Genomic DNA, 12,685 nt, shown 5'->3' with positions numbered 1-12,685 from the left:
TCTAGGCCAAACCCAGTATCTTATGAGTCTGCAACGATAAACGCCATTTGGGATGAGCCAGCACGAATGCTATAGCCGCAGCCAAATTTTCTTCATCCGCCGCTTGACCCAAACGCGAATCCATAGGTTGCACCAAGTAATTGGCGAAGTGCCAGTCTTGCATCGATTTCCAATCGCTTCCGGATTGCGGCCAGACCAGTTTAAGTTCGTCGCCAGATCGCTGCACGATTTGACTTCCTGCTTTCGGGCTAATGCAAATCCAGTCAATGGATCGCGGCACGGCCAGCGTTCCATTGGATTCAATCGCGATCTCAAATCCGGCATCGTGCAGAGCATCAATCAGCGCATCATCCACCTGCAGCATTGGCTCACCGCCGGTCAGCACAACAAAGCGGGCACGGCTCTCGTCACCCCATAGTTTTGAAACCGCATCGGCAAATGCTCGGGCGTGCTTGAACCGACCGCCACCCTCACCATCCATTCCTACAAAATCTGTATCGCAAAATTGGCAGACCGCGCTAGCGCGATCCTTTTCCAGACCAGACCAGAGATTACATCCTGCAAACCGCGCAAAAACGGCGCGGCGTCCTGCATGTACGCCCTCTCCTTGCAAAGTGAGGAACATTTCTTTGACGGCATAGCTCATGACGTCAATGCATAGCGGGTGGGATCGATGATCCCTGCTTCCTCAAAACCCTTTTGACGCAACCGGCAACTGTCACAATAGCCGCAATGCAGATTGCCTTCTGCAGGATCATAGCAAGACCAGCTTAGTGCTGGATCCATTTCCAGCCTGCTCGCTTCTTTTGCGATGTCCGCTTTGGTCATGTATTGCAGCGGTGTCTGAATCGTGAATCCGTTGCCCTGATCACCGGCCTTGGTTGCAATATCCGCCAGTTTCTCAAAACCTTGGATAAATTCAGGACGACAATCCGGATAACCAGAATAATCTAGCGCATTGACACCGATAAAAATATCACGCGCATCACGCGCCTCGGCCAATCCAAGAGTAAGCGAGAGGAAAATCAAATTGCGCGCAGGAACGTAGGTCACGGGGATATCGTTAGTTACACCGGATTTGGGGACATCAATATCATCGGTCAAAGCCGACCCACCAAAGCGGCTCAAGTCCAGCGGCAGAACGATATGCTCGCGCACATTCAGTTTTGTCGCGATTTGCACCGCAGATTGCAATTCAATCTTGTGACGCTGATTGTAATCAATCGTCAATGCGACAATATCATAGCCCTGCTCTCGCGCTATGGCGGCAGATACCATGGAGTCGAGTCCTCCGGACAGCAGGACGATGGCCTTTTTAACAGTCTGAGACATGGTCCGTCCCGCTAATACCCTTCTCAGCGACAAGCAAGCATTTGCACGGCACTAACCCAAAATTTGGACAAAAAAATGGGCCGTAGTTCGATTTGAACACGGCCCAGTGTGGTTTTTATAACCAAAAGGGAGGTTACCATGTAAAAACATGATTTTATCTGATTACTCAAAGATGGTAAATATTCTGTTAACCGGAATCTCTTTTTTCGCGCCTAGCAACTGCCGGTACGGCGCCCCTCCATGGTGAAGGAGAATGGCGCATTTGCTTCAATCCCTTGCGATTGAACCTGGATCAGCCCGCTCGACTCGCGTTTTATCGTGGTTACACCATGATCGGTACTGCTGCATTTATAGCTGACACGGAGATTATTCGGCGTATCTTGAATGACATAACGAGAGCAGGAAGACCCACTATGCTGAATCTGCAACAAAACCGTCGGATCACCTATGCAGACTTTTTTGCTTCCATCTGCGGCACCTCGCGGTTTCAAGGTCCATTCACCTTTTTGCAGGCTTTCAAGCAATCCCATTTGTGGAGCCTGAGCCGGAATAGACACCGAAAATGCCAGCAATGTCACAGCCGAAATGCTGATGGATTTTAACAGTATGCTCGTTTTCATTCCCTGTCCCTCGTCTTTCATCATTAAACGGCGAACCCTGCTAATCTTCGTTAAGATAGTTTCGAAATGTGGCCATTATTGCACCCAATTGCGGCGATCCATTCAAGTTTCTGGCCAAATAGTCCGCAAACCAAAATGTTCTTTATATGAATCAGTTATTTAAACTCGCCCCTGAAATAATGAACTTCTTGCTACAGAACGCACAATCAATCGAGATCGTTCCATCCTCGCTGACCATATCCTCCTTATCTTCTTTCGGGAATCGCGCGATAACGTCCCGGATATGCTCTTCATTACATCGGCAACCCTTAATGAGCGGTTTACCGCTCAAAACCCTCACTTCGTCGCTCTCGCTAAATAGCCGCCAAAGCAAATCTTCCAGCGGCAGGCCCGGGTCAACCAGCTCTTCGCCTTGAGCACTGCCCCCCATGATTGCGACATGCTCCCATTCTGGATGTTTCATCCGGACGTGGAGTCGCTCTTTGCCTTCCTCTCCATCAGGCAGATGTTGAACAAGCAACCCTCCAACCATTGCGTGCTCACCATCCAAGTCCAGCGCAACACGGATTACGGTCGGTATCTGCTCGGATTGCATGAAATAGTTCTGCACCGCCTCGGCAAGACTCCCCCCTTCCAACGGAACGATGCCTTGTGACCGTCCACGTGGTTCAGGATGGTCGAAGGTGATTGCCAGATACCCCTTTCCAAAAAGAGCCATCAAGCTTGGGGCCAAAGGCTCTCTAACAAGCCGCTCAGCATCAAATTGAACATAGCCGCGTACGTCACCATTTCGATAGTCACAGGCAAGCAAGTTAATCACACCGTTTTCTGTTTGTGCCTGCAGAGTTAACTGGGACTCTTCCTCTTTCAACAAAGCGCCCAGCATTGCGGTTAAGCAAACAGCTTCTGCCAACAAAGACTTGATCTGCATGGGATAATTGTGCGCTGACAATATATCATCCAGCACAGGCCCAATACGCACCGCTCGCCCGCGACAGTGCTTGGCAGGGATCGAAAAAGACAGGTTCTTGTCAACCAATGTCGGCGTTTTCGGAATTGCCGCCATCAGATTTGACCAAAGGCCCAGCGCAAAATCGATTTTTGCGCATGAATCCGGTTTTCGGCTTCATCCCATACCAGAGACTGCGGACCATCAATAACCGAAGGCATAACTTCTTCGCCGCGATGGGCCGGAAGACAGTGCAGGAACACAGCGTCAGATTTTGCCTGCTCCATCATGACGTCATTGACCTGGAATGGCATCATTGCCTCCATCTTGGCATCGGCATGCGCTTGTCCCATAGATACCCAGGTATCGGCGACCACCACATCAGCACCGGCAACTGCTTCCAAGGCATCGCGATATACAGTTACCGTTGCGCCTGCCTGCTGCGCTGTTGTCACAAAGCTCTGATCAGGATCATAGCCATGGGGACAACCGATCCGAACGTTGAACTTCATCAGTCCCGCCGCCTCGACAATGCTGTTGAGAACATTGTTCGTATCGCCGAGCCAAGCGATCTCCATCCCCGGCAGCGCCTTGTCATGTTCAATCAATGTCAGAAGATCTGCCACAATCTGGCAAGGGTGCGACAAGTCGGTTAAGCCGTTTATTACGGGGACACTGGCATTGGCTGCCAATTCCTCGATTTTGGTATGATCGTCGGTTCTGATCATAATCGCATCACACATACGCGACAGAACCTTGGCAGTATCCGCTACAGTCTCACCGCGGCCGAGCTGCATCGAACCGCTATCCATAACGATACTCGTACCGCCCAATTGGCGGATCGCGATATCAAATGACACACGTGTTCTTGTGCTGCTCTTTTCAAAGATCATCGCAAGAACATGGCCCGCAAGCGGCGCATCGCCGTCCGCTATACCTTTCGGCCAGGTCTTGCGCGCCTCTTTCCGATCAAGCGCATCATTAAGCATCGCAGCGATGGCATCGCCACCGGCATCGGACAGGTTCAAGAAATGTCGGATCATGATTCCGGTGCCTGATAGTCAGCCGCACCGGCTGAGAGCTTTTCGATGAAGGTTGCAATATGGCTTTCGTCAATGTTCAGCGGTGGCAATATCCGTAAAGTATTGTCGCCCGCAGCAACCGTCAGCAGCCCATGATGATCACGCAAATGGGCCACAAATGAACGCGTCTCCTGCGTCATCGTGATACCAAGCATCAAGCCATGTCCCCGAACACCGGTAAACAGAGCCGGATAGTTGCCGATAAACTGTTCAATCGCTGCACGAAGCTTTGCGCCGATGTTGCGGACATGTTCGAGGAACTCATCATTCGCGACCACGTCCCAAACCGCATTGCCTGCAGCCATCGCGAGCGGGTTGCCGCCATAGGTGGAGCCATGGGTACCGGGCACCATGCCGCGCGCTGCATCCTCGGTTGCCAGACAGGCACCAAATGGAAAACCGCCGCCTATACCCTTTGCGCTTGCCAAGATGTCAGGCTTTATATCGTATAGCTCATGGGCGTAAAGCTTCCCGGTACGCGCAACGCCGCATTGCACCTCGTCGAGGATCAGCAATATGCCGTGCTTGTCGGCCAAAGCGCGCAGTCCCTTCATAAATGCATCTGATGCCGGACGTATTCCGCCCTCACCCTGAATCGGCTCCACCAAGAAACCGGCAGTTTTGGGACCTATCGCAGCCTCTGCTCCCTCCAGATCATCAAACTCGACATATTTAAAGCCATGGAGAAGCGGCGAGAACCCGTGGTGCATCTTCTCTTGATTGGAAGCGGAAATCGTGGCCATCGTCCGGCCATGGAAAGCGTTTTTGAAGGTTATTATTTCAAACCGATCATCACCTTGTGACTGGTGATAAACACGCGTGGTTTTGATCGCGCATTCAACTGCTTCGGCCCCACTATTTGTGAAGAAAACCGTATCCGCAAAGGTTGTATCGACTATTCTTTGCGCCAGCTTTTCACCCTGAGGGCTGCCGTAAAGATTGGACACATGCATCAGCGTTGCCGCTTGCTCCTGTATCGCTTTGGTAAGATGCGGATGACCATGCCCCAAAAGATTCACGGCAATGCCAGTAGCAAAGTCCAGTGCGCGGCTACCATCTTCGGAAATCAGCCAGGCACCCTCGCCTCGCACAGGACGAAAACCACACCGAGGATAGACTGGCATGAGCGGGGTAATCGTCATCATAATTTCCTTTGTTTTTATTCATGGACAAACAGAAAAGGCGGCCCGAGTGGCCGCCTCTGTCTAACGCGTCATCTTATATGCGTGAACAGGATGCCGGTCAATCATTGCGAACGGCCTGTCACTTCCAACAAAAGCGCCATCATTAATCGACTGAAGCAATCAAACAGAATGTTTTAATTGATTTAGCAAACCGGCCAATCTGTATTATAAGAGCGTAGTGTTCAAAGAAATGCCCCCTGCATTTTTAAAGGAGAGACCCAAATGGATATGAAAACACCCGGAGCCAAAATCGAAGGTTGCCCTATGGGCTTTGGCGGCGGCGTTCGCGAGTTACTCGGTCGGCAAAATCGAGACTGGTGGCCCAATCAGATACCTCTAGATATTCTCACCCAAGGCGGTACATCCCCGGACCCGATGGGCAAAGACTTCAACTATGTCGAAGCGTTTAAGTCTATCGACTATCAGGGTCTTAAGGATGATTTGACCGCTTTGATGACCGACAGCCAGCCCTGGTGGCCTGCTGACTATGGGCATTATGGTCCGTTCTTTATTCGCATGGCCTGGCATGCCGCAGGTACATACCGGACGGCAGATGGTCGCGGTGGTGCTGGCGAAGGACAACAGCGTTTTGCTCCGCTCAACTCATGGCCTGACAATGGTAATCTCGACAAGGCCCGCCGTCTGCTTTGGCCGATCAAACAGAAATATGGCGAAAAAATCAGTTGGGCAGATCTGTTCATTCTGGCCGGCAATGTTGCCATCGAATCGATGGGCGGACCCGTCTTCGGTTTCGGTGGCGGTCGTGCCGATACCTTTGAGCCTCAACGTGATATTTATTGGGGCAATGAAGACAAGATGGTCAATGAAGGCGTACAGACGCGCATTGACCCCGATAAAGACCTGGATCTGGAAAACCCGCTTGCGGCAATTCAGATGGGACTGATCTATGTCAATCCAGAGGGCCCAGGCGGCAATCCTGATCCTGCGCTCTCCGCTCGCGACATGCGCGAGACCTTTGCCCGGATGGCGATGAATGACGAAGAAACCGTCGCTCTCACCGCCGGCGGCCATGCCTTCGGCAAAGCCCACGGCGCAGGCGATGCAAACCTCGTCGGTGTGGAACCAGAAGGCGGTGATATCACGGCTCAGGGTTTTGGCTGGCTCAGCAGCCATGGAACGGGTGTAGGCGGAGATGCGATCACCTCCGGCCTTGAAGGTTCCTGGTCTTCCACTCCGACCGAGTGGAACGGAAACTACTTCCGGCTGCTCCTCGACTACGAGTATGAGCTGGTGAAGAGCCCCGCCGGTGCACAACAATGGCAACCGATTGACCAGAAGGAAGAAGACATGGCGCCGCATGCCGCTGATCCTTCCAAAAAGGTTCCAACCATGATGACCACGGCCGACATGGCACTGAAAGTGGATCCGGAATATCGCAAGATTTCTGAGCGTTTCCGCAATGATCTTGGTGCGCTGGAAGACGCATTTTCCCGCGCTTGGTTTAAATTATGCCACCGCGATATGGGACCCAAAGCCCGTTATCATGGCCCTGAAGTGCCAGCAGAAGATTTAATCTGGCAGGATCCCGTTCCGGCTGGCCAAACGATCAGCGACGGTGATGTTGCAAGCCTGAAAACGGCGATTTTGGGCAGCGGTCTTACGGTCAGTGAGCTGGTCAAAGCGGCGTGGGCTTCGGCTTCCACCTATCGCTGTTCCGACCATCGCGGCGGTGCCAACGGCGCACGTGTTCGTCTCGCTCCGCAAAAAGACTGGGCGGCCAATGACCCTGCTGAACTCGGCAAGGTTATTTCCAAGCTGGAGGAAATTAAAGGCGATCACAATGTCAGTATCGCCGACCTTATCGTGCTTGGCGGAACAGCTGCCGTGGAAAAAGCGGCCAAGGATGCTGGCTTTAACGTCAATGTGCCGTTCACCAGTGGACGCGGCGATGCGACCGACGAGATGACCGATGCCGAGAGCTTTGAGCCGCTTGAGCCCAAAGCCGATGCATTCCGTAACTATCTCTCGGCCAAGCATAGCGTACCAACAGAGGAACTGATGCTGGACCGCGCGTCTCTGCTAAACCTCAGCGTACCGGAAATGACCGTGTTGGTAGGCGGTCTGCGGGCACTGGGTGCCAATAGCGGTAACACCACGCACGGTGTCTTGACGGAGCGACCTGGCCAACTGACCAACGATTTCTTTGTGAATATGCTCGACATGAACACCGTCTGGGAAGCCGTCGATGGCAGTGACGAAGAAGAATTTGCCGGCAAAGATCGTAACACTGGTGAGCAGCGCTGGACCGGAACCCGCGCGGATCTGATCTTCGGCTCCAACTCGCAGCTGCGTGCGGTTGCCGAAGTCTATGCGGAAAATGGCCATGAAGAGAAGTTCGTAAATGACTTCATCGCAGCATGGACCAAGGTCATGAACGCGGATCGTTTCGACCTCGCGTAAACAGGCCTTAGGACTGCAGACTTAAAGACGGCTCGCCGGGAAACTGGCGAGCCGTTTTGCATTTACAGACTGGCTTTGGATGCTTCCCAATTCTGTCCGTCAAATTTTCTAATATTGGGCTGCAAAGCATGTCCCGCCTCCAGACAGTTATAATTGACGCTCCAGCATTCAGGGTGTGATCGCGGCTGATAAAAGCTTTTGATTCCGCAATGCCGGCAAAACAGATGGTCTGCTTGCCCGCTGCCAAATTTATAGCTGGTCAGATCATCCTCGCCTTGCAGCAGATCAAACTGATCATGCGGAATGAACAAATGAAGAAAGCCCGTGCGTGCACAAATCGAGCAATTGCAATCGAGCATCTCCGGCTGTGCCTTGGTTTGCGCAGCGAACCGCACGGCCCCGCAATGGCATCCACCAGCAATGTCAATCATGGCCCGACCAGTATCTCATGAATGTCGATGCGGTTTTCCAGCGTTCGATGCACGGGGCATTTTCCTGCAATTTCCATCAGCTTTTGCCGTTGCTCATCGGTCAGATCTCCGTGCAATGTTATGGACCGATCAATCACATCGATGCGATTGTCATCATTGTTGCAGGTCGCGCAATCGTCAACATGATCGCGGCTATGCTCCAGCTCGATATGCACGCCTTCCAAGGGAATACCTTTGCGGTCGGCATACATTTTCATCGTCATCGAGGTGCAGGTGCCCAAAGCCGCGAGCAACAGATCATAAGGTGACGGACCTGTATCATCACCGCCGAATGATTCAGGTTCATCAGCAAGAAAGACATGTTTCCCTACCCGAACTGACTGCTGAAACTTGCCGCTGGCGCTCTCTACAGAGACGATAGAAGGATTGGCCATATTCTACTCCACAGTTACCGATTTCGCGAGATTGCGGGGCTGATCAACATCCGTACCTTTTGCAACCGCCACATGATAGGCAAGCAACTGTACGGGCACGGCATAAACGAGCGGTGCGATAAGTGGATGAACCTTTGGCATCTCGATAGTCGCCATACATCCCTCACCGGCTTCGGCCAAACCGGCGGCATCGGATATCAGCACGACCTTGCCACCCCGCGCCATCACTTCCTGCATATTGCTAACCGTTTTTTCGAATAACGGCCCTGAAGGCGCCAGCACAATCACTGGCACCGCTTCATCAATCAGCGCAATAGGCCCATGCTTCATTTCGCCCGATGCGTAGCCTTCGGCATGGATATAACTTATTTCCTTTAGCTTCAGCGCTCCTTCCAGTGCCAGCGGGTAATCCGGACCACGGCCCAGATAGAGCACGTCCCGTGCCGGCGCGATGAGATGCGCCATATCGGCTATGTCCTCGTCATGGGCGAGCGCTGCGTTTAATGCAGCTGGTGCTTCGGTCAGATGCTCGACAACTTCATGCTCTTCATCACGGGTCATCTTGCCTTTGACCACGGCGAGATGTGCGGCCAGCGCGGCCAGTACGGCGAGCTGACAAGAAAAGGCCTTGGTCGAAGCCACACCTATTTCCGGACCAGCGTGCGTGGGTAGCAAGAGGTCAGCCTCTCGTGCCATCGAACTGGTCGGGACGTTCACCACCACCGCAATTTTCTGCCCTTGCTCCTTGCTATGGCGCAGCGCAGCGAGCGTATCGGCCGTCTCTCCCGACTGGGAAATGAAAAGCGCCAAACCGCCGGGTTCCAACACCGGATCGCGGTAGCGGAATTCTGATGCGACATCCAAATCCACCGGAACGCGCGCAAAAGTCTCGAACCAATATTTGGCAACCATCCCGGCATAATAGCTGGTCCCGCAAGCGACGATGGTAATCCGTTTAATATCCTTCAGATCAAAATCCATCTGCGGCAGAGCCACTTGCTGTTCGAGCGGCCGGATGTAGCTTTGCAGGGTTTGCGCAACCACTGTGGGTTGTTCAAAAATCTCTTTCTGCATGTAGTGGCGATATTGCCCCTTCTCGATCGTCGCAGCGGATACGCCCGATGTGGTAACCTCTCGGTCGACTGGCTGATTGGCGTTGTCAAAAATCTGCGCGCCACCGCTGGTGATAACGACCCAATCACCTTCTTCGAGATAGGCGATTTTCTGGGTCAATGGTGCCAAAGCCAGCGCGTCAGAGCCAAGATAGGTTTCGCCCTCACCATAGCCAACAACCAGTGGCGAGCCGAGCCGTGCGCCGATCAAAAGATCAGGATTGGACTTGAAAGCAATGGCCAGCGCGAAAGCCCCGCGCAATTGCGGGAGAACCGACTGCACCGCTTCCTGCGGAGACCTGCCCGCTTCGACTAGTTCACTGACGAGATGGGCAACCACTTCGGTATCGGTCTCGCTCTCAAAGCTTCGACCCCGCGCCGATAATTCTTCCCGTAGTGACTTGAAATTCTCGATAATGCCGTTGTGGACCAATGCAACTTCGCTGGTCGCATGCGGATGGGCGTTGTTTGTTGTCGGCGCGCCATGGGTGGCCCAGCGGGTATGGGCAATGCCAATCATGCCCGGTGCATCGTCTTTTTTCAGCACCTCGACCAGATTGATCAGCTTGCCCTCAGCGCGGCGGCGGATCAGTTGGCCATCATGAACCGTACAGACGCCAGCGCTATCATAGCCGCGATATTCCATCCGCTTCAGGCCATCAACGAGACGATCCGAGACCGCATCCTTGCCAACAATTCCGATAATTCCGCACATAGTTCTGAAGCTTTCTTCTTAAAGAGTATAGGGAACGCGTATGCCCGGCATTTCCGCCGGAAAATCGCGCGTGTTTCGTGTGATCAGGATGCGCCCGGTAAGCTGGGCAGAGGCAAGAATGACAGCGTCCATGGTTTTCAGCCGCCGCCGGTCGCTGCGCAGCAAGGCAGCGCGCCGACCGATTTCTTCATTGACCTCAATGACATTGAAAAAGGAGAGAAACGCCTCCGCCCGGTCGCCATCATCCGGCAATGCACGGGTCAGCACTTCAACCCAGGTCAGACGGCTGACATAGCGGCGGTCATAACGCTGCAGCTCGACATTGGCACGGCCAACATCATTAAGCGCGTCAAACAGGATGTTGCTGTCGAATACCGCTTCGTTCACGAGGCGCCCTTCTTGCGATAGCGCTCGGCCTCGCGGTCATCATTAGCGTCGAAAAGGTCGGGAAATTCCTTGCGCACATCCCAGTAATCAGGGTCCCAGGGCCGCGTCCACGAAGCGCGCTCGCGCCGCTGCCAGGCAACCGGATCGCCGACATCGCGGCGGTCGCGCCAGATACCGAAATATTTCTCGATTCCCTGTTTGGAGGCATCCGCCCGAAACGCCGCTACCGCGTCACGAAGCAATTGCGCCCGCGACGTCCCCTGCGCCGCCGCTTGAGCGTCGAGCCACAGGACATCTTCTTCAGATAAATCGGCGAGTATGCGAGTCATGATATAGTGATATCATATCATGATATCATGTCAATGCCCGGTTAAATATCTACTTGGAATTCAGCCTCTACTCCATCGTCATAAAACTCTAAAACAGCTTCACAAAACCAAAAATCCCGATCCAAATCTTCAAAAAACACATTCACGGCCAAATCATCATCGGTCGCGCCAATCACCGATACCTGCGTAACAGAAGGGGTAGTCCAACCAAAAACTAGACCGTGCCGGCCCGCTAATCCTTTAGCTTCTGTCTCAGCGGTATTTTTGACAATTGCCTTCTCCACAAGCCGTCACTTCCCAGCCTTCTTCTTCGCACTCACCGCATTAAACCGATCCGCCCAGCCCTTTTTCGCGGTCTGTTCCGCCCGCACCAGCGCCAGATCGCCAGCCTCAACATCCTTGGTCAGCGCCGCGCCAGCGCCGACTATCGCGCCGTCACCAATCGTCACCGGTGCCACCAACGCGCTATTCGATCCAATAAACGCGCCCTTGCCGATCTTCGTCTTATATTTAAAATAGCCGTCATAATTGCAGGTGATTGTGCCCGCGCCGATATTGGCGCCCTCGCCCACTTCGGCATCGCCCAGATAGGTTAGATGATTGGCCTTGGCGCCCTTGCCCAGCACCGCCTTTTTCATTTCTACAAAATTACCGACCTTGGAGCCTTCTTCCAGTACTGCACCCGGGCGCAAACGCGCGAAGGGGCCGACATTGGTATCGGGACCTATTGTTGCCCCTTCAATATGACTATGGCCATAAATTTTTGCGCCACTCGCGATCGTAACACCAGGGCCAAAAATGACATTGGGTTCTACGACAACATCTGAAGATATTTCTGTATCATATGAAAACCAAACGGTTTCTGGTGCAATCAGGCTAACGCCATCTGCCATTGCCTTTGCTCTGCGACGCCCTTGCCATTCACTTTCAACCGCAGCCAGTTCCGACCGGCTGTTTACACCGGCTACCTCTGCTGGATCATCCACTTCGATCACAGCGCTTTGCTGACCCGGCAACATGACAATGTCCGGCAGATAATATTCGCCAGCCGCGTTATCATTGCTGATCTGGTCGAGCAAAATGAACAAATCGGTCGAGCGCGCCGCCATCAGGCCGCTATTGCACAGATTGACCGCTCGTTCCTGCTCATTGGCATCTTTAAACTCTACCATTTTTTCGATTTCGCCCTGATCATCGGCGATGATCCGGCCATAGGCGCCGGCGTCATCGGGGCGGAAACCCAGCACAACCGCGCGCGGATCGGACCCGTTATTCAGGCGAAAAATCATCTCCTGCATCGTCGCGGCGCTAACCATCGGAACATCACCGTAAAGGATGAGCACATCACCAGCGAAGCCTTTCAGCGCATCATGGGCCTGCGCGACCGCATGGCCCGTGCCCAATTGATCGTCCTGCACGGCAATGGCGACATTGCGCCCTTCAACGCTCGCCTCAATCTGCTCGCGCCGCGCACCAACGACCACAACCGTGCGTTCGACGCCGATTGAATCAACCGTATCGAGCAGATGATGAAGCATGGGCTTGCCGGCAATCGGGTGCAGCACCTTGTGCGTCTCCGATTTCATCCGCGTGCCTTGACCGGCGGCTAATATAATGGCTGCTAAAGGACGGTCACTCATGCCAAAAACTCCGAATATCCTGTTCCAAACGCTGAATTTGCGCCCCATG

At 53.4% G+C, this 12,685-nt stretch carries 14 protein-coding genes; 1 reads left to right on the top strand and 13 read right to left on the bottom strand.

Features of this window, described 5'->3' with window-relative positions; genetic code table 11:
* Position 1 precedes the first annotated feature (1 nt).
* From queE to ACO6S1_RS15750, 6 genes are all read right to left on the bottom strand, one after another.
* A complete protein-coding gene (gene queE, locus ACO6S1_RS15775) occupies positions 2–646 on the bottom strand; it encodes a 7-carboxy-7-deazaguanine synthase (RefSeq protein WP_422343521.1) in 645 nt (214 codons plus the stop codon).
* Positions 643–1,332, bottom strand: a complete 690-nt coding sequence (gene queC / locus ACO6S1_RS15770; RefSeq protein ID WP_422343520.1) for a 7-cyano-7-deazaguanine synthase QueC — start codon at positions 1,330–1,332, stop codon at positions 643–645. Before queC ends, queE begins: the two co-directional genes overlap by 4 nt.
* Positions 1,333–1,544: 212 nt before the next feature.
* Positions 1,545–1,952 carry a hypothetical protein gene (locus tag ACO6S1_RS15765; protein WP_422343519.1) on the bottom strand — a complete coding sequence of 136 codons (408 nt, stop codon included), beginning with the start codon at positions 1,950–1,952 and terminating at the stop codon, positions 1,545–1,547.
* Between the two features lie 151 nt (positions 1,953–2,103).
* Entirely contained in the window at positions 2,104–2,991 is an 888-nt protein-coding gene (locus ACO6S1_RS15760) for an Hsp33 family molecular chaperone HslO (RefSeq protein WP_422343518.1), read from the bottom strand.
* A 26-nt stretch (positions 2,992–3,017) separates the two neighbouring features.
* Complete coding sequence (gene argF / locus ACO6S1_RS15755) at positions 3,018–3,944, bottom strand: ornithine carbamoyltransferase (RefSeq protein WP_422343517.1); 927 nt, start codon at positions 3,942–3,944, stop codon at positions 3,018–3,020.
* The gene (locus ACO6S1_RS15750) at positions 3,941–5,125 is read right to left on the bottom strand and encodes an aspartate aminotransferase family protein (RefSeq protein WP_422346212.1); all 1,185 of its coding nucleotides are present in this window, start codon (positions 5,123–5,125) and stop codon (positions 3,941–3,943) included. Before ACO6S1_RS15750 ends, argF begins: the two co-directional genes overlap by 4 nt.
* A gap of 264 nt (positions 5,126–5,389) precedes the next feature.
* On the opposite strand from ACO6S1_RS15750, the gene katG reads away from it, so the two are divergent.
* On the top strand, positions 5,390–7,588 hold the full coding sequence (gene katG, locus ACO6S1_RS15745; protein ID WP_422343516.1) for a catalase/peroxidase HPI: 2,199 nt from the start codon (positions 5,390–5,392) through the stop codon (positions 7,586–7,588).
* Positions 7,589–7,650: 62 nt separating this feature from the next.
* On the opposite strand, the gene ACO6S1_RS15740 is transcribed toward katG, so the two are convergent.
* From ACO6S1_RS15740 to glmU, 7 genes are read right to left on the bottom strand one after another with little or no spacing between them, the layout of a single operon-like run.
* Positions 7,651–8,019: a GFA family protein gene (locus tag ACO6S1_RS15740; RefSeq protein WP_422343515.1), complete on the bottom strand. Its 369-nt coding sequence runs from the start codon at positions 8,017–8,019 to the stop codon at positions 7,651–7,653.
* Positions 8,016–8,453, bottom strand: coding sequence for an OsmC family protein (locus ACO6S1_RS15735; protein WP_422343514.1), 438 nt, complete (start codon positions 8,451–8,453; stop codon positions 8,016–8,018). The genes ACO6S1_RS15740 and ACO6S1_RS15735 overlap by 4 nt, the downstream gene beginning before the upstream one ends.
* Before the next feature lie 3 nt (positions 8,454–8,456).
* A complete protein-coding gene (gene glmS, locus ACO6S1_RS15730) occupies positions 8,457–10,280 on the bottom strand; it encodes a glutamine--fructose-6-phosphate transaminase (isomerizing) (RefSeq protein WP_422343513.1) in 1,824 nt (607 codons plus the stop codon).
* Between the two features lie 18 nt (positions 10,281–10,298).
* On the bottom strand, positions 10,299–10,667 hold the full coding sequence (locus tag ACO6S1_RS15725; RefSeq protein WP_422343512.1) for a type II toxin-antitoxin system VapC family toxin: 369 nt from the start codon (positions 10,665–10,667) through the stop codon (positions 10,299–10,301).
* Positions 10,664–10,996 (bottom strand): CopG family transcriptional regulator, encoded by a 333-nt coding sequence (locus ACO6S1_RS15720; protein ID WP_422343511.1) that lies wholly within the window; start codon positions 10,994–10,996, stop codon positions 10,664–10,666. The genes ACO6S1_RS15725 and ACO6S1_RS15720 overlap by 4 nt, the downstream gene beginning before the upstream one ends.
* Positions 10,997–11,037: 41 nt before the next feature.
* Positions 11,038–11,280 carry a hypothetical protein gene (locus tag ACO6S1_RS15715; RefSeq protein ID WP_422343510.1) on the bottom strand — a complete coding sequence of 81 codons (243 nt, stop codon included), beginning with the start codon at positions 11,278–11,280 and terminating at the stop codon, positions 11,038–11,040.
* Positions 11,281–11,286: 6 nt separating this feature from the next.
* Entirely contained in the window at positions 11,287–12,636 is a 1,350-nt protein-coding gene (gene glmU, locus ACO6S1_RS15710; RefSeq protein WP_422343509.1) for a bifunctional UDP-N-acetylglucosamine diphosphorylase/glucosamine-1-phosphate N-acetyltransferase GlmU, read from the bottom strand.
* Positions 12,637–12,685: the final 49 nt, after the last annotated feature.

Source organism: Parasphingorhabdus sp. (assembly GCF_965233695.1).
In the GTDB taxonomy this organism is placed as follows: domain Bacteria; phylum Pseudomonadota; class Alphaproteobacteria; order Sphingomonadales; family Sphingomonadaceae; genus Parasphingorhabdus.
This window is presented reverse-complemented; position numbering and strand designations above follow the sequence as displayed.